17 protein-coding genes are annotated in these 19,671 nt (G+C 60.3%); 15 read left to right on the top strand and 2 right to left on the bottom strand.

Going from position 1 to position 19,671, the window contains the following annotated elements; translation table 11 throughout:
- Window positions 1-35: 35 nt before the first annotated feature.
- Window positions 36-866 carry a prephenate dehydratase gene (locus V8J82_RS05685; protein ID WP_339973042.1) on the bottom strand — a complete coding sequence of 277 codons (831 nt, stop codon included), beginning with the start codon at window positions 864-866 and terminating at the stop codon, window positions 36-38.
- 112 nt (window positions 867-978) lie between these two features.
- Here V8J82_RS05685 and V8J82_RS05680 point away from each other — a divergent pair, with 112 nt between their 5' ends.
- The 14 genes from V8J82_RS05680 to ccoS all read left to right on the top strand — a co-directional run bounded on the left by V8J82_RS05680 (window position 979) and on the right by ccoS (window position 16,763).
- The gene (locus V8J82_RS05680) at window positions 979-1,497 is read left to right on the top strand and encodes a c-type cytochrome (protein ID WP_339973040.1); all 519 of its coding nucleotides are present in this window, start codon (window positions 979-981) and stop codon (window positions 1,495-1,497) included.
- A 219-nt stretch (window positions 1,498-1,716) separates the two neighbouring features.
- Complete coding sequence (locus V8J82_RS05675) at window positions 1,717-3,654, top strand: extracellular solute-binding protein (RefSeq protein ID WP_339973038.1); 1,938 nt, start codon at window positions 1,717-1,719, stop codon at window positions 3,652-3,654.
- A 15-nt stretch (window positions 3,655-3,669) separates the two neighbouring features.
- Complete coding sequence (locus V8J82_RS05670) at window positions 3,670-4,821, top strand: microcin C ABC transporter permease YejB (RefSeq protein ID WP_339973036.1); 1,152 nt, start codon at window positions 3,670-3,672, stop codon at window positions 4,819-4,821.
- 4 nt (window positions 4,822-4,825) lie between these two features.
- Complete coding sequence (locus V8J82_RS05665; protein ID WP_339973034.1) at window positions 4,826-6,025, top strand: ABC transporter permease; 1,200 nt, start codon at window positions 4,826-4,828, stop codon at window positions 6,023-6,025.
- On the top strand, window positions 6,022-7,626 hold the full coding sequence (locus V8J82_RS05660) for an ABC transporter ATP-binding protein (RefSeq protein ID WP_339973032.1): 1,605 nt from the start codon (window positions 6,022-6,024) through the stop codon (window positions 7,624-7,626). Before V8J82_RS05665 ends, V8J82_RS05660 begins: the two co-directional genes overlap by 4 nt.
- 189 nt (window positions 7,627-7,815) lie before the next feature.
- Entirely contained in the window at window positions 7,816-8,562 is a 747-nt protein-coding gene (gene fnrL, locus V8J82_RS05655) for a transcriptional regulator FnrL (protein WP_339973030.1), read from the top strand.
- Between the two features lie 209 nt (window positions 8,563-8,771).
- Window positions 8,772-10,367, top strand: coding sequence for a cytochrome-c oxidase, cbb3-type subunit I (ccoN, locus tag V8J82_RS05650; RefSeq protein WP_339973028.1), 1,596 nt, complete (start codon window positions 8,772-8,774; stop codon window positions 10,365-10,367).
- Window positions 10,368-10,381: 14 nt separating this feature from the next.
- Window positions 10,382-11,104: a cytochrome-c oxidase, cbb3-type subunit II gene (gene ccoO / locus V8J82_RS05645; protein WP_339973026.1), complete on the top strand. Its 723-nt coding sequence runs from the start codon at window positions 10,382-10,384 to the stop codon at window positions 11,102-11,104.
- A 12-nt stretch (window positions 11,105-11,116) separates the two neighbouring features.
- Window positions 11,117-11,308 carry a cbb3-type cytochrome oxidase subunit 3 gene (locus V8J82_RS05640; RefSeq protein ID WP_339973024.1) on the top strand — a complete coding sequence of 64 codons (192 nt, stop codon included), beginning with the start codon at window positions 11,117-11,119 and terminating at the stop codon, window positions 11,306-11,308.
- Window positions 11,305-12,183 carry a cytochrome-c oxidase, cbb3-type subunit III gene (gene ccoP, locus V8J82_RS05635; protein WP_339973021.1) on the top strand — a complete coding sequence of 293 codons (879 nt, stop codon included), beginning with the start codon at window positions 11,305-11,307 and terminating at the stop codon, window positions 12,181-12,183. The genes V8J82_RS05640 and ccoP overlap by 4 nt, the downstream gene beginning before the upstream one ends.
- Window positions 12,184-12,428: 245 nt before the next feature.
- Window positions 12,429-13,949, top strand: a complete 1,521-nt coding sequence (gene ccoG / locus V8J82_RS05630; protein WP_339973019.1) for a cytochrome c oxidase accessory protein CcoG — start codon at window positions 12,429-12,431, stop codon at window positions 13,947-13,949.
- Window positions 13,946-14,425 (top strand): FixH family protein, encoded by a 480-nt coding sequence (locus V8J82_RS05625; RefSeq protein WP_339973017.1) that lies wholly within the window; start codon window positions 13,946-13,948, stop codon window positions 14,423-14,425. Before ccoG ends, V8J82_RS05625 begins: the two co-directional genes overlap by 4 nt.
- Window positions 14,422-16,608, top strand: a complete 2,187-nt coding sequence (locus tag V8J82_RS05620) for a heavy metal translocating P-type ATPase (protein WP_339973015.1) — start codon at window positions 14,422-14,424, stop codon at window positions 16,606-16,608. The genes V8J82_RS05625 and V8J82_RS05620 overlap by 4 nt, the downstream gene beginning before the upstream one ends.
- The gene (gene ccoS / locus V8J82_RS05615; RefSeq protein ID WP_339973013.1) at window positions 16,608-16,763 is read left to right on the top strand and encodes a cbb3-type cytochrome oxidase assembly protein CcoS; all 156 of its coding nucleotides are present in this window, start codon (window positions 16,608-16,610) and stop codon (window positions 16,761-16,763) included. The genes V8J82_RS05620 and ccoS overlap by 1 nt, the downstream gene beginning before the upstream one ends.
- Window positions 16,764-16,775: 12 nt before the next feature.
- Here the strand turns inward: ccoS and V8J82_RS05610 are convergent, their stop codons facing one another.
- Window positions 16,776-18,257 (bottom strand): D-alanyl-D-alanine carboxypeptidase family protein, encoded by a 1,482-nt coding sequence (locus V8J82_RS05610; RefSeq protein WP_339973011.1) that lies wholly within the window; start codon window positions 18,255-18,257, stop codon window positions 16,776-16,778.
- Between the two features lie 243 nt (window positions 18,258-18,500).
- Between V8J82_RS05610 and hemF the strand changes: the two genes are divergently transcribed.
- Window positions 18,501-19,379, top strand: coding sequence for an oxygen-dependent coproporphyrinogen oxidase (hemF, locus tag V8J82_RS05605; protein ID WP_339973010.1), 879 nt, complete (start codon window positions 18,501-18,503; stop codon window positions 19,377-19,379).
- The last annotated feature ends 292 nt before the right edge of the window (window positions 19,380-19,671 follow it).

The raw sequence follows: 19,671 nt of genomic DNA, 5'->3' as shown, positions 1-19,671 counted from the left end.
ACGCCAACTATTCCGCAGCGGTGAGATAGTTGGCCTCAATCCCGGGCGTGATCGGCCGGATAGGTGCCCAAAATCTTCAATTCCGATGTAAAATAGTCCAACTCGTCCAGGGCAAGCTGGACGTTGCGATCCTCGGGATGCCCTTCGATATCGGCGTAAAATTGCGTCGCAGTGAAGGATCCATCGACCATGTAGCTTTCCAGCTTGGTCATGTTCACGCCATTCGTCGCGAACCCGCCCATCGCCTTGTACAACGCCGCGGGAATGTTCCGCACACGGAAGACAAACGTGGTCATCATCCGCTCGGACCGCCGGGTCAGATCCGCTTCAGGTTGCATCACCAGAAATCGGGTCGTGTTGCGATCATGGTCTTCGATATGGCGCGCCAAGACGTCCAACCCATAGATCTCGCCCGCCAATTCCGAGGCGAGTGCCGCATGGCTGCGCTCCCCTCTTTCGGCCACATCGCGCGCCGCGCGGGCATTATCGGGGCTGACATGCCCCTTGATATTGTTGTCACGCAGGAAGCTGCCGCATTGAGGCAGCAAGACCAAATGGCTCCAGGCATCGGTGATATCCTCGACCTGGGCGCCCGGGACGGCAAGCAGGTTGATATGCACCCGCACGAAGGCCTCATCAATGATGTGCAGCCCCGATTCCGGCAGCAGTCGATGAATATCCGCGACACGCCCATAGGTTGAGTTTTCGACCGGCAGCATGGCTTGTACCGCATCCCCGTTCCGCACCGCTGCGATCACGTCCTCGAATGTGGCGCAGGGCAACGGCGTGAGGTCAGGCCGCGCCTCAAAGCAGGCCTGATGGGAATAAGCGCCGGGTTCTCCTTGGAAGGCAATCTTACCAATCATCTGCCAATCCTATGCAATAAGGTCGTTTCGTCGCGCTCCCTACACCTTGCCATGGCGCAACGGAACACCATACATACCGGCAAAACGAGCGACAGACCTACTTGGAGCCGACATGTTCGACACGATGACCATTACCAAAGCGGGCGGTGCCCTGTGCGCGGCGCTTTTGGTGTTCTTGCTGGGCGGCTGGGCCGCCGAAGGCCTCTACAACGTGGATCACCACGGGGAAGACCACGCCTCCGCCTACCGGATGGAGATCCATGAGGATAGCGATGCGCCTGCCGCAGAAGCAGAGCCCGAGGTTCCATTTGAAGAAGTCTACGCCGTTGCTGATGCTGCCGCTGGGGAACGCCTGTGGCGCCAATGCAGCGCCTGTCACGCCCTGAACCCAGGCCAAAACGGCGTCGGCCCTTACCTGCACGGTGTTGTTGGTCGTGATAAAGGCGCTGTCGATGGTTTTGGCTATTCTGACACGCTGGCCAGCATGGAAGGTGATTGGACACCTGAAAACCTGTCGGGCTTCTTGGAAAATCCGCGCCAATACGCGCCGGGCACCGCGATGGCCTATGGTGGCATGGACGATGTCGAGGATCGGGCGAACTTGATCGCCTATCTGGCAACGCAGCAATAAGCGAAAAGCACACGAATCCTGTCAACACCGCCCCCAATCCGGGCGGTGTTTGCATGTCTGCACCGCGCAAATTGTAAGAAAACATGCCCATCACCCGCATATCACGGAATCTCAACTTGAAGCGGGGGGCAACTGGTCACTAACCTCTCGTGACCCATAATAATGGTAGCGCGACTCGGTGTTGCGTCCAGAAATCATGATGCGCAGGGAAAATTGATGATGCAGGACCACCAACATGACCCGACCCCGAGGATTGTCGCCAAAGCACAGGATGTGACCCCAGATCGACCGGGTCTGCTTCGGGCCGCTTCGCTACCGCTCATCGGGGCAGCGCTTATCTTAGGGCTAACGAGTCTCACGGCCCGTGCGCAGGAAGATGACCTGATCCGGACCCATGGAATCTCCACATTCGGTGAGCTCGCCTACGGGCCAGACGCCCCATATCTGAATTATGTGAACCCCGACGCCCCAAGAGGTGGCGAGATGTCGTTTTCCTGGTCGTCTGGATCTTTCGATTCGATGCATCCCTTCACACGCGTCGGGCGCCCGGACATCCTGTCATCGGTCTTCTTCGAAACGATGCTTGTGGCGACCCTGGACGAGATCGGATCGGCCTATTGCCTGCTTTGCGAAGAAATTGCGTATCCTGAGGACAAATCCTACGTCCTGTTCACTTTGCGCGACGGCATCACATTCTCTGACGGCACCCCGATGACCGCCCATGATGTGTTGTTCAGCTACGAAATCTTGCGCACCGAAGGGCTGCCTTCGTTCCGCGCCTCTATCCCGCTGACAATCGAAAGCGCCGAGGTAATCGATGATCGCACGATCCGGTATGATTTCAATCCAAGCGCGCCCCTGCGCAGCCGCATCCAATCCGCTGGCGGCCTTCCGGTCATCAGCCAAGCCAGCCACGAAGCCTCTGGCCGCGAATTCCAGGACAGCCGTCTTGAGCCCCTGATCGGCTCCGGCCCCTACATACTGGCCTCGGTCGAGCCCGGCCAACGCACGATCTATTCGCGCAACCGCGACTATTGGGGCGAAGACCTTTGGATCAACCAGGGCCGCAATAATTTCGACACGATCCGTATCGAATATTACGGCGATTCCCTGGCCGCGTTCGAAGGGTTTACAGCTGGCAACTATACTTTCCGCCAGGAAAGCAGCAGCCAAGCCTGGGCCAATAATTATGACTTCCCAGCGCTCGCCAGCGGTGCGGTGGTTCGCGAGGAATTGCCCGACGGGTCCATCGCGACCGGTCAGGCCTTCATGCTGAACCTGCGACAGCCGCAATTCCAGGATGTGCGCGTGCGGCGCGCCATCGCCCATATGTTCAACTTCGAATGGACCAATCAGACGCTGTTCTATGGTCTTTATTCGCCGGTGATCAGCTTCTGGGAAAACACCTGGATGGTCGCCGAAGGAATGCCGTCCGAGGCCGAATTGGCCGTGCTCGAACCGCTCCGTGATCAATTGCCTGAAACCGTGTTCACCGACGAGGTGTTCATGGTGCCCCCCTCCAACCCCGACCGCGCGCTTGACCGGCGCCAATCGCGGCGCGCGACGGCCCTGCTGGAAGAGGCAGGTTGGGAAGCAGGTAGCGATGGCTTGTTGCGGAACGCCGAGGGGCAGACGCTGGATGTGGAGTTCCTCAATTCCGGTCCGCTCTTTGACCGAATCATCAACCCCTTCGTCGAAAATCTCCGCGCCATCGGCGTGAACGCGTCTTTGAACCGTGTCGATAACGCGCAATTGCAGCAGCGCCAGCGGGATGGCGATTTCGACATTGTCACCGACCACTTCCCGATGGGGTATGAGCCAAGCTCTAGTCTTCGACAGTATTTCTCATCGATAGGCGCGGATGAAAGCCTGTTCAACGTTCCCGGGCTTGCAGATCCCGGTATTGACGCCTTGATCGAGGTCGTGATTGCCGCGGAAACGCGCGAAGAGCTAGACGTCGCGGTTACGGCGTTGGACCGCGTGCTGCGTGATCGGGTGATCCGCATTGGCCAATGGTTCAATGATGCCCATTGGGTCGCTTATTACGACATGTACCGCTACCCAGAGGAATTGCCGCCCTACGGTCTGGGCTTCCTCGATTTCTGGTGGGTGGACCCCGAGGCGGAGCAACGCCTCCGCGACCAGGGCGCGTTCTAAGAAGCGCGCCGTCCCATGGGAGCCTATATCCTCAGACGCCTCCTCCTCGTGATCCCGACATTGTTCGGGGTCATGCTGGTAAACTTCATGCTGACCCAATTGGTGCCGGGCGGCCCGATCGATCAGGTCATTGCGCAGCTGGAAGGGGATGGCGATGTCTTTGCCGGCATCTCTGGCGGCGGGTCCGAGACACTTGGCGAAAGCGATGTTGTCAGCGGCTATGACGGGGCCCGTGGCTTGCCGCCGCAATTTCTGGAAAGGTTGGAGGTCGAATTCAACTTCTCGCGCATCGTTTGCGAGGATGGTTTCACGGGAACACCCGATCTGGACGCGCCTGAATGCGTTACGGAGCGGATCCCGCCTGTGGAGCGATTTGGCCTGATGATGTGGGACTATCTTCGCTTCGATTTCGGTGAAAGCTACTTTCGCTCGATCGCGGTGACCGATCTTGTCATCGAGAAACTGCCAGTGTCGATCACGCTGGGGCTATGGTCGACGCTTATAGCCTATCTGATCTCGATCCCGCTGGGCATCCGCAAGGCTGTGCGCGATGGGTCCACGTTTGACAGTGTGACCTCCGGGATCATCATCGTGGCCTATGCGATCCCAGGTTTCCTCTTTGCGATCATGCTTCTGATCTTGTTTGCGGGGGGGCGATACTTCCAGTTCTTCCCGCTGCGCGGCCTCACGTCCGACGGGTTCGCCGATATGAATCTCATCCAGCAGATTGGCGACTACTTTTGGCACATCACACTGCCGGTGCTGGCCTCGACCATCGCGGCCTTTGCGACACTGACCTTGCTGACCAAAAACAGCTTTTTGGATGAGATCAAAAAGCAATATGTGATGACAGCAAAGGCGAAGGGTTTGACGGAAAATCGGGTGCTCTACGGCCACGTCTTCCGCAATGCGATGTTGATCGTGATCGCAGGTTTCCCGACCGTGTTTGTCGGCGTGTTCTTTGGAGGATCGCTGATTATCGAGACGATCTTTTCGCTCGATGGGCTGGGCCGGTTGGGGTTCGAGGCGGCGGTCAGTCGCGACTACCCGGTCATCTTCGGCACATTGTTCGTCTTTGGCCTGATCGGTTTGGTCGTCAATATCATCTCCGACCTGATGTATGTGTGGATCGATCCGCGCATCGATTTCGAAACGCGACAGGGGTAGAGATATGGCGTTGCCCTCTGAACAACCAATCCCGACCCCGCTGCCCGAGACATCGCACCCCGAACCCGGCGCGCCGCTGCCACAGCGCAGACGCGGTTGGCTCAACCCGCTCAACAAACGGCGCTGGCGAAACTTCAAGGCCAATCGGCGCGCGTTCTGGTCGCTTTGGATTTTCTTGTTGCTCTACGGGATCAGCCTGTGCGCGCCGATCATTGCCAACGATCGCCCACTTCTGGTGCATTCCCAGGGCGAGTATTACACCCCAATCCTCAACTTCTATCCCGAGACGGCCTTTGGCGGCGATTTCCGGACCGAGGCCGTTTACCGCGATATCGAGGTGCAATGCCTGATCGTCTCGGGCGGGCTGGAGGATTGCTGGGACGTCCCCGAGGATGTGATTGCCGAGGTCGAGAACACAGGCGCGTTCAACGGCACGCAGGTCGATGAAGGTTGGATCCTCTGGCCTCCGATCCCCTACAGCTACAACACGATCAGCGATCTGGGCCGCGCCGCGCCGTCGCCGCCCGATGCCAACCACTGGCTAGGCACCGACGATACCGCGCGCGACGTGTTGGCACGCGTGATCTACGGCTTCGAATTATCCGTGAGTTTCGCGCTGATCGTGACGCTCTGCGCCTCGTTGATCGGCATCTTCATGGGAGCGATCCAGGGCTTTTTCGGCGGCCTCACCGATCTGGTGCTGCAGCGGTTGATCGAGGTATGGAACGCCACACCAAGTCTGTTCATCATCATCATTGTCGCGGCCGTGTTCAATATGAGCTTCTGGCTCTTGGCATCGTTGATGATCGCCTTTGGTTGGACCGGCTTGGTCGGTGTGGTGCGCGCCGAATTCCTGAGGGCCCGAAACTTCGAATATGTGCGCGCGGCGCGGGCGTTGGGGGTTGGTAATTTCACCATCATGTATCGCCATGTCCTTCCCAACGCGATGGTCGCGACGCTGACTTTCTTGCCCTTCATCGTGACGGGAACCATCGGCGGGCTCGCCGCGCTGGACTTTTTGGGCTTCGGTCTGCCCTCGTCCGAGCCGTCTTTGGGCGAGATGACGTTGCAGGCGAAAAACAACCTGCAAGCGCCATGGCTTGGCTTCACCGCCTTCTTCACCTTTGCGATCATGTTGTCGCTGTTGGTCTTCGTCTTCGAAGGCATCCGCGATGCGTTTGATCCACGAAAGACCTTCTCATGACCCGAGTCCTCGACGTTCGAAAACTGACGGTCGACTTCGCGCAGGACAATTCCGTAGTTCATGCCGTGCGCGGGGTGTCTTTCCATGTGGACCGCGGTGAAACCGTGGCGCTGGTGGGCGAAAGTGGGTCAGGTAAATCGGTGACGGCGCTGTCCAGCGTCGATCTTCTGCCGCCCTCCGCGACCTTGGGCGGGTCGATCAAGTACAATGGCACCGAGATGGTCGGTGCCTCTGAGGCCAAGCTGCGGCAGGTGCGCGGCAACGATATCAGCTTCATTTTTCAAGAGCCGATGACCTCGCTCAACCCGCTCCATACGCTGGAAAAGCAGATCACCGAAAGCCTGTCACTGCATCAGGGACTGACCGGAGATGCCGCGCGGCAGCGGATTATCGAATTGCTGACCAAGGTGGGCATCCGCGATCCTGAAACCCGGCTTGGCGCCTATCCGCACCAATTGTCAGGCGGGCAGCGTCAGCGGGTGATGATCGCGATGGCGCTTGCAAACGGTCCGGATTTGCTGATCGCCGATGAGCCGACCACGGCGTTGGATGTGACGATCCAGGCGCAGATCCTGGAATTGCTGGCTGATCTGAAACGGTCCGAGGGGATGAGCCTGCTGTTCATCACCCACGATCTGGGCATTGTGCGCCGCATAGCCGATCGCGTCTGCGTCATGCAGGGCGGCGAGATCGTCGAACAAGGACCGACCACCGAGATATTCGACACGCCGAGCCATCCCTATACCCGCAAGCTGTTGGGGGCGGAGCCGACAGGCAGCCCGGCGCCCGTGCCTGAACGTGCGCAAGAGGTCCTGTCGACGGAAGATTTGCGCGTCTGGTTTCCGATTCAGCGCGGTTTTCTGCGTCGCACTGTGGGTCACGTGAAGGCGGTCAATTCAGCCAGTGTCAGCGTTCGTCAGGGTGAGACCTTGGGCGTTGTTGGCGAAAGTGGGTCGGGCAAGACGACATTGGCATTGGCCATCCTGCGTTTGATCAGATCTGACGGGCCGATCACGTTCTTGGGGCGCAGCCTGAGCGCGGCGTCCAATTCGGCTTTGCGCAATGTGCGACGGGATCTGCAGATTGTATTCCAAGATCCCTTCGGGTCGCTCAGTCCGCGCATGACGGTCGAGCAGATCGTGTCGGAGGGATTGAGCGTTCAAGGTGTCGGTCGCGGCGAGCGGCAAGGCCGTGTCGCCGAAATCCTGACAGAGGTCGGCCTTAACGCCAATATGATGGATCGCTATCCGCACGAGTTCTCCGGCGGGCAACGGCAACGGATCGCGATTGCACGCGCGATGATCCTGCGGCCCAAACTGGTGGTTCTGGATGAGCCGACCAGCGCGCTCGACATGACGGTTCAGGTGCAGATCGTCGATCTTTTGCGGCGATTGCAGGAATCCCATGAGCTTGCCTATCTGTTCATTTCCCACGACCTCAAAGTTGTGCGCGCACTCAGTCACAAGGTGATTGTGATGCGCCAGGGTGATGTGGTTGAGGCTGGCGAAACCGAGGCTTTGTTCAATAACCCGCAATCCGACTACACCCGTGAATTGATGCATGCGGCCTTTGGCGATGCGCCAAGGGGCAGCGCCGCGTAACCCGTTGAAAAGCCTATCAACCCCCGCATGTAAACCTATTAAGCTATTGACCTGTATACAGAAAATGCGCAATCTGCGCGTTTCTGTCAGTTGAGATGGACAAAGGTTTCTGTTACAATTTGTGGAAGTATACGGTGTGCCTCTAACCCGGTGCGCTTGTGTATTGGCCATGCGAACAGGAGCCACCCCATGCTAGACGGCACTATGTCGTTGGCAAAAACTGAATGCTCAACTTGTCCGATCCGTCACCGCGCCGTCTGCGCGCGCTGTGGCCCGGAAGAGTTGGTCCAGTTGGATGCCATCAAATCTTACCGTAGTTTCAAAGCGGGCGAGACCATCGCCTGGGCCGGCGAAAGCCTTGATTTCGTGGGTTCGGTTGTCAGCGGGGTCGCCACCCTGTCACAGACGATGGAAGACGGCCGCCGACAGATGGTCGGCTTGTTGCTCGCCTCCGATTTCGTCGGGCGCCCAAACCGCGAAACCATCACCTACGACGTGACCGCAACGACCGATGTTGTGCTGTGTTGTTTCCGCCGAAAACCGTTTCAATTGCTGTTGGTCGATTCGCCCAATCTGAGCGAGCGCCTGCTGGAAATGACGTTGGATGAATTGGATGCCGCCCGCGAATGGATGCTGCTTCTGGGCCGCAAGACAGCGCGTGAAAAGTTGGCGAGCTTCCTGTGCATCATCGCCCGGCGTGAGGCGGGGCCCAATGCGGAAATCCCGCACGACAATATCGCATTCGACCTTCCCCTGACCCGTGAGGCGATGGCCGATTATCTGGGCCTGACGCTGGAGACGGTCAGTCGCCAGGTCTCGGGCTTGAAGCGCGACGGCGTCGTGCGGCTGGAGGGCAAGCGCCGCGTTGTCGTTCCGGAATTCGATCGCCTCATGGCGGAAACAGGCGATGAAGGACATGAACTCGCCTGGGCCTGATCCATAAGACACCTCCCCAACTCAAAGCGCCCCGTCCTGGGGCGTTTTTTTGTGCGCTGCACATATGCCGTCAGAAAACTGGTCAACCTTGACCCAGATCAAGGTCCGGTGAACCGCAATCCGCGATCACACCCTCAGAGAAGAATCTCCGGACAGGTCTCACGCGCTGCGAACCGCGTGTCCGGAGCCATCGGAAGGGACGATCAATGGTGTTGGATTATTTGAAGCTGCCGGTCCTCGGCCTTGTAGCCTTATGCGCGGCTATTGCTGCGAATTATGGCTTGGACCCGGCATATAAACTGCATGCAATCATTTTTATGCTGGTCGCAGGGGGATTGTTCCTCTGGCAGGTGCGTCGAACGGGCGAACCGGCCGTGGCTCAGCCAATGGATGAATACATGGATGGCCCGGTACGCGCCGCGGCCATCGCAACGGCGTTTTGGGGCGTCGTTGGATTTCTGGTTGGTGTCTACATCGCCTTCCAACTGGCGTTCCCGCAGTTGAATTTCGACTGGGCGCAGCCCTATGGCAATTTCGGACGCTTGCGGCCGCTGCACACATCGGCGGTGATTTTTGCATTCGGGGGCAACGCGCTGATCGCGGCGTCGCTCTACATCGTGCAACGCACCTGCGCGGTGCGTGCCTGGGGCGGCAACCTGAGCTGGTTCGTTTTCTGGGGATACCAATTGTTCATCGTTCTGGCGGCGACGGGGTATCTGTTGGGCGCCACGCAAAGCCAGGAATATGCCGAACCCGAATGGTATGTTGACCTGTGGCTGACCATCGTGTGGGTCGCCTTCCTGCTGGTTTATCTGGGCACGATCCTGAAGCGGAAAGAGCCGCATATCTACGTGGCCAACTGGTTCCTGCTGAGCTTCATCGTGACGGTTGCGATGCTGCATATCGTCAACAACCTGTCGATCCCCGTCTCGATCTGGGGCTCACGGTCGGTGCAGGTCTTCTCGGGCGTGCAGAACGCGATGACGCAATGGTGGTACGGCCATAACGCGGTGGGTTTCTTTTTGACCGCCGGGTTCCTGGGCATGATGTACTATTTCGTGCCGAAGCAGGCCGAACGCCCGGTCTATTCCTACAAACTGTCGATCATCCACTTCTGGGCGCTGATCTTCCTGTATATCTGGGCTGGTCCGCACCACCTGCATTACACCGCTTTGCCCGATTGGGCTGCGACCTTGGGCATGGTGTTTTCGATCATCCTGTGGATGCCCAGCTGGGGCGGTATGATCAACGGTCTGATGACCCTGCAAGGCGCGTGGGACAAGTTGCGCACCGATCCGATCCTGCGGATGATGGTGACATCGCTGGCCTTCTACGGCATGTCGACCTTTGAAGGACCGATGATGTCGATCCGCGCGGTCAACTCGCTGTCGCATTACACCGACTGGACCATTGGCCATGTGCATTCCGGTGCGCTTGGGTGGAACGGCCTGATCACCTTCGGGATGCTCTACTACCTGTTCCCGAAACTGTGGCACGTGAAGCTCTATAGCGTGCGTGCGGTGAGCTGGCACTTCTGGTTGGCCACGATCGGCATCGTCCTCTACGCCGCATCAATGTGGGTCACCGGGATCATGGAAGGCCTGATGTGGCGCGAAGTGGATGCCCAGGGTTACCTGGTTAACTCCTTCGCCGACACCGTGGATGCGAAATTCCCGATGTATGTGGTCCGCGGATTGGGCGGTGTGCTGTTCCTCAGCGGCGCTCTGATCATGGTCTGGAACCTTTGGATGACCGTGCGGTCGTCGGGCAGCAAGCCCACGTCCGACCTGGTCCCCGCTGAATAAGGAGAGGTGATCCCATGGGAATCCTAGATCATCACAAGAAAATCGAGACCAATGCGACCGTTCTTCTGGCGCTGAGCTTCGCGGTGGTCACTGTTGGCGGCATCGTCGAGATTGCACCTCTGTTCTATCTGGAGAACACGATCGAAGATGTCGAAGGCATGCGCCCCTATTCTCCGTTGGAGTTGACCGGGCGCGAGATCTACATCCGCGAGGGCTGCTACGTCTGCCACAGTCAGATGATCCGTCCGATGCGCGATGAGGTCGAACGCTATGGCCATTATTCGCTGGCGGCGGAGTCGCAATATGACCACCCGTTCCAATGGGGGTCAAAGCGGACCGGGCCGGATCTGGCACGGGTCGGTGGGCGCTATTCGGATGAATGGCACTATGACCACCTGATCGATCCGCAATCGGTCGTGCCTGAATCGATCATGCCGTCCTATGCCTTTCTGGCGGATCGCGTGATTGATGGCGAACATGTCGCCGATCTGATGTCCACGCATCGGTTCGTTGGGGTGCCTTACACCGACGCGATGATTGAAAACGCACGGTTTGACTTTGTGCAGCAGGCCACGGATTTCGGCGATGGCGAAGTGGTTGAGCGTTACCCTGGCGCACAGCAGCGCGACTTCGACGGCAATCCAGAGGTGACCGAAATGGATGCGCTGATTGCTTATCTGCAGATGCTTGGCACGTTGGTCGATTTCTCGACCTTCGAAGCTGAAGCCAGCCGGTAAGGGGGATTTGTCATGCAAGATACTTATACATTCCTACGCGAATTGTCGGGCTCGTTGGGGACGATCTTTTTGGTGATCAGTTTCCTGGGCTTCGTGATCTACGCGCTCCGGCCCGGATCACGTTCAATCCACCGCGATACGGCGCAGATTCCGTTTCGTCATGATGATCGGCCCGCAGCCGCAAGCGAGGAGGGGGGCAAATGACAAAAGACGTCAACAAGCACCTGCCCGAAGATCCCGACACGACCGGCCACAGCTGGGATGGGATCGAAGAGTTCAACAATCCCCTGCCGCGGTGGTGGCTGTATTGCTTCTACATCACCATCGTTTGGGGGATCATCTACACCATCCTGTACCCCGCCTGGCCGCTGGTCAGCAGCGCGACACCCGGTCTTCTGGGCTATTCGACCCGCGCCGAAGTGGCCGAAGAGATCGAGCGCTTCGATGCGTTGAACGCCGATCTGCGGACACAGATCACCGAAGTTGCGATGACGGATGTGAACCCGACCGATACGCCGGAGCTCTATAACTTTGCGATCCAAGGCGGGGCGGCCACCTTTGCCACCTGGTGTTCGCAATGCCACGGGCGCGGCGCGGCTGGGGTCCAGGCCTCGGGCTATCCGAACCTGTTGGATGACGATTGGCTGTGGGGTGGGTCGGTTGAGGATATCCACCTCACCATCGCCCACGGCATCCGCAACGAAGACGACCCCGATGCGCGCTGGTCCGAAATGACAGCCTTTGAGGGCATCCTGACCGACGAAGAGATTAGCCAGGTCGTTGCCCACGTGCGGGATATCTCGGGCCAGAGCGCCGATGAGACCCTGCTTGAGGCCGGGGCCCAGGTCTTTCTGGACAATTGCGCCGCGTGCCATGGCGATGCCGGGCAGGGGGATCGCTTCCTCGGGGCGCCAAACCTGTCGGATGCGATCTGGCTCTATGGCGGATCTGAAGCCGATATCGAAGAAACCGTGCGCCATTCCCGCTTTGGTGTGATGCCTGCCTGGTCGGGCCGCCTGAGTGAAGCCGACATCCGCGCCACGGCAATTTACGTTCACTCCTTGGGCGGCGGCGAATAACGCCCGCCCAAGGACAGCCGTACCGGCGGCGGCCTAACCCGCTACCGGTACCGCACCAGCCCCGCGTCCTGTTCGCACCTTATGCGCGGGGCTGGTGCCCCTCTCTGTTTCCATAAAAGCCCACTCTGGCGCAGCTTTCCATGCTGTCGTTTTTTGTGGGGTTTGATCCACGTCAAAGCACCCATTGGGCCGCGCGCCTATCTAGAATGGGCGAACAGAAACTACTTCCATAGGATACCCACGCTATGAGTGCGAGTGAGCAACCGCCGAAGCTCTATGCTGCGCAGGAACCGATTTTTCCCAAACGGGTCTCGGGTAATTTCAGAAATCTGAAATGGGCGATTATGATCGTGACCCTCGGGATCTACTACATCACCCCGTGGATCCGTTGGGATCGGGGTGATGCGTTGCCCGACCAGGCGGTTCTGGTCGACCTTGCCGGGCGGCGGTTCTTCTTTTTCTGGATCGAGATTTGGCCCCACGAGTTTTACTTCGTCGCGGGCCTTTTGATTATGGCGGGTCTGGGCCTGTTTCTGTTCACCTCGGCGCTGGGTCGGGTGTGGTGCGGCTATACCTGTCCGCAGACCGTTTGGACCGATCTGTTTTTTACCGTCGAGCGCTGGATTGAAGGCGACCGAAATGCGCGCCTGCGTCTATGGAGCGCCGATTGGACCGCCCGCAAGATCCGATTGCGGGTCACCAAGTGGATCGTCTGGCTGTTGATCGCGCTGGCGACCGGTGGCGCCTGGGTGTTCTATTTTGCCGACGCGCCAACGCTGGCCGTGGATCTTGTGACCGGGCAGGCGGCGCCCGTCGCCTACATCACCCTGGCCATTTTGACGGCGACGACTTTCGTCTTCGGCGGGTTCGCCCGTGAACAGGTCTGTATCTATATGTGCCCTTGGCCGCGCATTCAGGCCGCGATGATGGATGAGCACACGATCACCGTGGCCTATCGCGATTGGCGGGGTGAGCCGCGCGGTAAGGGCAAACGCCGCCGTGCGATTGCCGAGGCCGCGATTGAATCGTCGCGCCTGGCCGGGCCGACCATCGTCGGTCAGGAGCCCGGTTCCACAAGCAAAGAGGTGCCCGAAACCCAGGCCCCCGGCGATTGCATCGACTGCATGGCCTGCGTGAATGTGTGCCCGATGGGGATCGATATTCGCGATGGCCAGCAGCTGGAATGCATCACCTGCGCGCTCTGCATCGATGCCTGTGACGAGATCATGGATAAGATCGGCGCTGAACGGGGCCTGATCGATTATGTGGCTCTGACCGATGAGGCCAATGAACGCGCAGGCAAGCCCAAAGTGCCGGTCTGGAAACACATCCTGCGTCCGCGCACGATGATTTACACGGCAATGTGGTCTCTGGTCGGCATCGGTTTGATCGTAGCGCTTTTTGTGCGATCCGAGATCGACATTACCGTGGCGCCTGTGCGCAACCCGCAATTCGTGATGCTGTCGGACGGGTCGATCCGAAACATCTACGATGTGCGTATCCGTAATATGGGGGCGGAGGCAGCGACCTATCGCTTTAGCCTTGTCGCCGATGTGCCGCTGCGCATCGATCTGGAAGGCACGCCCGGTCTAAGCGTCGAGGTGCCCGCAGATACCACGCATTTGCAACGAGTCTACGTTTCGGCGCAATCTGACTACGAAGCCGCAACAGCAGATCAGACACCCGTACGGTTCTGGGTGGATCAGGTGGGCGAAACCGCGCGCACCCATGAAGACAGTGTATTTTTTGGACGGGGGCCACAATGAGTGAGGCAACGACATGGAAACTGACCGGCTGGCACGTCGCGGGCCTGTTCATCGGCGGGTTCGGCGTGATCATCACCGTGAACTTCTTCATGGCATACCGCGCCGTCAGTACCTTTCCCGGGCTGGAAGTGTCCTCCAGCTACGCCGATAGCCAGACCTTCGACATACGCCGCGAAGCGCAGCAGGCGCTGGGCTGGGAGGCAGCGGCAGAGGTGGTGGATGGCGACACGATCGTCCTGAGCCTCACCGATGGTGAGGGGCGCCCTGTCTACCCGGCGGAGTTCGAAGCGCTGCTCACCCGTCCGACAACGCGGACCGATGATCAATTGCTTGAGCTGACACGCGGGCCCAATGGCGCGCTGGTCGCACCGGCGGACTTGGCGCCGGGCCGCTGGCGCCTGCGCCTGACCGGCACTGCGCGCGACGGCACAGCCTATCGCCACAACCTGACCTTCCTGGTCCGGTCCGCCACATGAGCTCGGCTGCGGATCCACCCACCGGCCCTTCGGCCTGCCCCGGCTGTGCCGCGGCGCCGCTGGCGGCCAAGGTGGCCGCTGTGCCGCAGGAGACGCGGCTGATGCTGGCTTTGCCAGGCATCCACTGCGCGGGGTGTATCTCTGGGGTCGAGACCGCGCTTGAGACGCATCCGGGTGTCCGCTCTGCCCGGGTGAACCTGACCCTTCGCCGCGCCGCGGTTGAGGCGGGGCCCGAGGTTGAGATCGATGCGCTGATCGCGCGGCTCACCGAGGCGGGCTACGAGGCCCATGAACTCGATCCCGGTATATTGGCTGCGACCGAGATTGACGCGCGGGGGCGTGCGCTGCTGATGCGTCTGGCCGTTGCGGTCTTTGCGATGATGAATGTCATGCTTCTGTCCGTGGCCGTCTGGTCAGGGGCCGAAGGCGTGACCCGTGACATGATGCATTGGATCAGCGCCGCCATCGCGATCCCCGCCATCCTGTTTTCCGGCCAACCTTTCTACAGTTCGGCTTTTGCGGCCCTAAAGGGGCGGCGGCTGAATATGGATGTGCCGATCACGCTCGCCATTGCGCTGGCGGTCGGCACCTCGCTTTATGAGACGTCGCAATCGGGCGAGCATGCCTATTTCGATGCCGGCATCGCGCTTTGCGCCTTTCTTCTGGCCGGTCGCTATCTCGATCATCGCACCCGCGCCAATGCGCGGTCGGCGGCGAAGGAATTGGCGGCGCTTGATGTGCCGCGAGCCTTGCGGATCGGCGCGGCAGGATCTGAGACCGTGGCCGTATCCGACCTTGTGCCCGGGGATCTGGTCCGTGTCCTGCCAGGTGCCCGCGTGCCGGTCGACGGCGCGGTGACAGATGGCGCCACCGAAATTGACCGCTCCATCATGACGGGCGAGACCTTGCCCGCCGCCATCGCGCCGGGCGACGCGATCCATGCGGGGGAAGTCAATCTGACCGGCCCCATCACGGTGCGGGTTGAGGCCGCTGGCCGAGATACCGAGCTGTCACGCATTGCCGATCTGGTCGCCATCGCCGAAGCGGGCCGCAATTCCTACACCTCGCTGGCCGATGCGGCGGCCAAGCTTTACGCGCCCGGGGTGCACATCATCGCGGTTCTTGCCGCGGCGGGGTGGTGGATTGCCACGATGGATGCCCGCGTTGCGCTGAATATCGCGGCTGCCGTTCTGATCATCACCTGTCCCTGCGCCCTGGGTCTTGCGGTTCCGGCCGTGACCGCCGCCGCCTCGGGCCGTCTGTTTCGCAAAGGTGTGCTGATCAAGGACGCCACCGCGCTTGAGCGTTTGGCCGAGGTCGAGACGGTTGTGTTCGACAAGACGGGTACGCTTACAGATGGCGCGCCGCAACCGGTCGGGCTTGAGACGATCGATGCCACCACGGCTTCTGTGGCGCTGGCCGTGGCGCTCGGCTCCGCCCATCCGCTGGCTCAGGCACTCGCGAGAGGGCTGACGGCGCGCGGTGTGCGCAGGGCCAATGTGACCGACATCACCGAACATCCCGGCCAGGGGATCGCAGGTATATGGCGGGGCAAACCCGTCCGCCTGGGGCGCGCCGATTGGGTGGGATTTGCGGGTGAGACCAGCCAAACCGCGACGTATCTGCAGATCGGGGATGCCGCACCGCGCCCCTTCATGTTCACTGATACCCTGCGCGAAGGGGCCACCGATCTGGTGGCGGCTTTGAAAGCTCAGGGCAAACGCGTGGTGCTGATGTCGGGCGATACGCACGCCTCCGTTACACGCTTCGCCAAAACCATCGGTATTTCCGAGGTCATGGCCGATGCGCGGCCCGAGGCAAAGGCCCAAGCCGTCGCCGATCTGGGGAGCGAGGCCAAGGTTCTGATGGTGGGGGATGGCATGAATGACACCGCCGCGCTGGCCGCGGCCCATGTCTCGATCTCGCCCGCCTCGGCGCTCGAGGCCGCGCGCGCCGCGTCTGACATGGTGCTCACCGGACGGTCGCTTTCTGCAATCTTGGATGCGATGTCGACCGCAAAGGCCTCGCGCAAGCGCATCAAGGAAAACTTCTCGCTCGCGACCATCTATAATGTACTGGCCGTTCCGCTGGCGGTGGCAGGGCTGTGTTCGCCCTTGATCGCGGCGCTGGCCATGTCGGCCTCGTCCCTGACCGTATCCCTCAATGCGATGCGGGTGCGCTGATGACGGTGCTGGGCATCCTCATTCCGGTCAGCTTGGGCCTTGGCGCGCTGGGCCTGATCGCGTTCTGGTGGATGCTGCGCCGGGGTCAATTCGATGACCCCGACGGCGATGCAAATCGCATATTGCGCGAAGATTACGACGACAAACCCAAATAAAACTACTGTATATCAGGGCCCGAAGGGCTCGCACGGCACGTTACGCGCCGACAGGCGGGCGCAGGCGCGACTGGCCTGATCTTCGGTCATACCCGCAAATCGCGCATCATAGCCGCGATTGCCGTTCACCACCCGCCGCAGCGCGCTGTCGAATGTGCCCAATTCCGCCAAAGCCGTGCTGAGAAGCAGACGTTCGGCGGCGTAATGCGAGGGTTGCGGCCCCAGTGACACGCCATAAAGGCGCGAGCCATTGGACGAGGCGCGCGTGACAACCTCGGGGGCGGGCGCCGGACGGGCTGAAACCTGTTGGGGTGTCAGCGCGGCGACCTCGACCGTTTCAACCGCAGCGTCCGGGGCTGCGCGGGCTTGGGGTTCTGGCCGTTGGACCGGCATCACCCGTGTCGCCTCCGGGTTCGTTGCAACCGCATTTGAGGCGGCGGCGATGGCGGCATTCACGGCCTCATCATCATCCTGCTCGACCTCTCCCAAAGCTTCACCCACCGCATTTGAGATGGCGGCCAGCAATTCGGGATCGGGTGCGGGCTCTGGCGCCGCATCGGGACGCGGTCGCATCAACGGTCGCATCGAGGTGCTCACAGCCCGTTGACCGGGCGGTGCACCGAAGGGTTGGGGCACGCCATTTCCATCATCGGTATATGTTGGTAGCGACGGTGTTCGGATCGCAACATTGCTGGGCGCACGTTCAAAACCCATATCCAGCAATTCTCGGACCCGTTGTGCGCGCCAAGGCGACGAGCGCCCACCAAACACAGTCACGATAACCCGCTCTTGCCCCCGTTGCGCGGAGGCGACCAGGTTGTAGCCAGCAGCGCGCGTATAGCCGGTTTTGATCCCATCGGCGCCGCGATATGTCGACAGGATCACCCGGTTGGTGTTGCGGACCTGTGCGATACCGGCATCCGTCGTCATGCGGGAGAATATATTGTAGTATTGAGGGTAATCGTAGATCAGACGCCGACCCAGAATGGTCATGTCGCGGGCCGTGCTCAGATGACCGGATTCGGTCAGACCGTGCGGATTGCGGAATGTTGTGCGCGTCATGCCAAGGGCCACAGCGGTTCGGTTCATACGTCGGGCGAAGGCCGCCTCGGACCCGGAAATCGCTTCGGCAATCGCTGCGGCCCCATCATTGGACGAGCGCACCGCCGCCGCGCGGATCAGGTGGCGCAGGCGCACTTGACTTCCGGCGCGGAAACCAAACGCATATTCGGTCCTGGCCGCATCGCGCGAAATCGTCACCTCGGTATCGAGGTCGATTTCCCCCAAGCGCACCGCCTCGAACGCGATGTAGAGCGTCATCATCTTGGTCAGCGATGCGGGATGCAGTCGCGTATCGGCGTTGCGCGAATGCAAAACCTCGCTATTGCGGGCGTCCATCACCATGGCGGCATAAGGGGCGGCCTGGCTGGTGGTCACCACGCCAAACAGCAGAACCGCACCCAAAAGGGCGGTATAACATCTTTGTACGAACATGATCTGCTCTATCTGCCTCGGGATGCCGTCTAATGCGGCTATTGCCTTGATTCTACGTCAAAGCGTTCGCAAAATCCATGGGGGTTTGCGCAGTTTCCACGCTGCGTGGCGGAAAAGGCAGATATCGCGTTTCGCGCCGTCGGACTCGCAAAATATCCGGTCGGGAGGCGTGCGGGATCAATGGTCCCTGTCTGTCTTACCTGCTACAACTCGGGCGAGAGAGAACTGAGGAGGCTTCGCCCCATGAAAGACCTGATTGACGATCGCAAATCTCGCGCCGCTTCCTGGTTCCGCAATTTGCGCGACGAGATTGTCGCGGCGTTTGAGGCAGTCGAGGATGATCAGGGTGGGGCAGAGCCAGCCGGCCGGTTCGAGGTGACTGAAACCAAGCGTCAATCCGATGACGGTTCGGATGCCGGCGGCGGTCTGATGAGCGTGATGCGCGGCGGACGTGTGTTCGAGAAGGTGGGGGTCAATGTCTCTGCGGTCTACGGCACCTTGGGCGAGCGGGCGCAAAAAGCCATGGCGGCGCGCGGTGTGCCCGGCATGGCCGAAGATCCGCGCTTCTGGGCCAGCGGCATCAGCCTAGTGGCCCATATGCAGAACCCGCGCGTGCCTGCGGTGCATATGAACACGCGAATGTTCTGGACGCCGGGGGCCTGGTGGTTTGGCGGCGGGTCCGATCTGAACCCGGCGATTGAGTATGACGAGGATACCGCGCATTTTCATAACGTGCTGAAGGCGCATTGCGACCGGCACGATCCTGAATATTACGACCGCTTCAAGGCATGGGCGGATGAGTATTTCTACATCCCGCATCGCCACCGGGCGCGGGGTGTGGGTGGAATCTTCTACGACGATCTGAACACCGGCGATTGGGAAGCGGATTTTGCGTTCACCCAAGATGTGGGCCGCGCATTCCTGCCCGCGTTCTTGGGCTGCGTCGAAAAACGGCGCCATGACGTCTTCACCGAGGCCGACCGCGAGGCGCAACTGGTTCATCGCGGCCTCTACGCCGAATACAACCTCGTCTACGATCGGGGTACCAAGTTCGGCCTGGAAACCGGCCATGACGCCAATGCCGTCTTGATGAGCTTGCCCCCCATCGCTAAGTGGGTCTGATCGCCCGGTTTGGTATCCTTAGGGCACCAACCACTGTCTATGACCTGACCTCTGTCAGTGATAGGTGCCCCTCATGTCACAGCAAATGGACTTATGCTACGATACCGCGGCCTTTGGGCGTGTTCATAAGATGCCTGCATCTGCCGATTTTGACGCGCCTATCACTTGCCATCCGTGCGAGACCAGCGATTGGCAGCGTCAGCACCTGACATGCAGGTTCAGGTCATCGCTCCCGGGCGGCGCACCCCGCGACCCAGAGCGCTTGTGTTTTGGCGAGGCGCACGCGGGATTG

The sequence above is a fragment of the Gymnodinialimonas mytili genome, from assembly GCF_037544085.1.
In the GTDB taxonomy this organism is placed as follows: domain Bacteria; phylum Pseudomonadota; class Alphaproteobacteria; order Rhodobacterales; family Rhodobacteraceae; genus Gymnodinialimonas; species Gymnodinialimonas mytili.
Note: the sequence above shows the minus strand (reverse complement) of the source record. Positions and strands in the feature narration are given on the sequence as shown.

What these genes read in the sequence shown, in the direction of transcription:
- V8J82_RS05620 (WP_339973015.1), top strand. Translation starts at nt 14,422, where the DNA reads ATGAGCTCGGCTGCGGATCCACCCACCGGCCCTTCGGCCTGCCCCGGC.
- V8J82_RS05670 (WP_339973036.1), top strand. Translation starts at nt 3,670, where the DNA reads ATGGGAGCCTATATCCTCAGACGCCTCCTCCTCGTGATCCCGACATTG.
- ccoG (WP_339973019.1), top strand. Translation starts at nt 12,429, where the DNA reads ATGAGTGCGAGTGAGCAACCGCCGAAGCTCTATGCTGCGCAGGAACCG.
- hemF (WP_339973010.1), top strand. Translation starts at nt 18,501, where the DNA reads ATGAAAGACCTGATTGACGATCGCAAATCTCGCGCCGCTTCCTGGTTC.
- V8J82_RS05685 (WP_339973042.1), bottom strand. Translation starts at nt 866, where the DNA reads ATGATTGGTAAGATTGCCTTCCAAGGAGAACCCGGCGCTTATTCCCAT.
- ccoP (WP_339973021.1), top strand. Translation starts at nt 11,305, where the DNA reads ATGACAAAAGACGTCAACAAGCACCTGCCCGAAGATCCCGACACGACC.
- V8J82_RS05660 (WP_339973032.1), top strand. Translation starts at nt 6,022, where the DNA reads ATGACCCGAGTCCTCGACGTTCGAAAACTGACGGTCGACTTCGCGCAG.
- V8J82_RS05610 (WP_339973011.1), bottom strand. Translation starts at nt 18,257, where the DNA reads ATGTTCGTACAAAGATGTTATACCGCCCTTTTGGGTGCGGTTCTGCTG.
- ccoS (WP_339973013.1), top strand. Translation starts at nt 16,608, where the DNA reads ATGACGGTGCTGGGCATCCTCATTCCGGTCAGCTTGGGCCTTGGCGCG.
- V8J82_RS05665 (WP_339973034.1), top strand. Translation starts at nt 4,826, where the DNA reads ATGGCGTTGCCCTCTGAACAACCAATCCCGACCCCGCTGCCCGAGACA.
- V8J82_RS05675 (WP_339973038.1), top strand. Translation starts at nt 1,717, where the DNA reads ATGCAGGACCACCAACATGACCCGACCCCGAGGATTGTCGCCAAAGCA.
- V8J82_RS05640 (WP_339973024.1), top strand. Translation starts at nt 11,117, where the DNA reads ATGCAAGATACTTATACATTCCTACGCGAATTGTCGGGCTCGTTGGGG.
- V8J82_RS05680 (WP_339973040.1), top strand. Translation starts at nt 979, where the DNA reads ATGTTCGACACGATGACCATTACCAAAGCGGGCGGTGCCCTGTGCGCG.
- ccoO (WP_339973026.1), top strand. Translation starts at nt 10,382, where the DNA reads ATGGGAATCCTAGATCATCACAAGAAAATCGAGACCAATGCGACCGTT.
- fnrL (WP_339973030.1), top strand. Translation starts at nt 7,816, where the DNA reads ATGCTAGACGGCACTATGTCGTTGGCAAAAACTGAATGCTCAACTTGT.
- V8J82_RS05625 (WP_339973017.1), top strand. Translation starts at nt 13,946, where the DNA reads ATGAGTGAGGCAACGACATGGAAACTGACCGGCTGGCACGTCGCGGGC.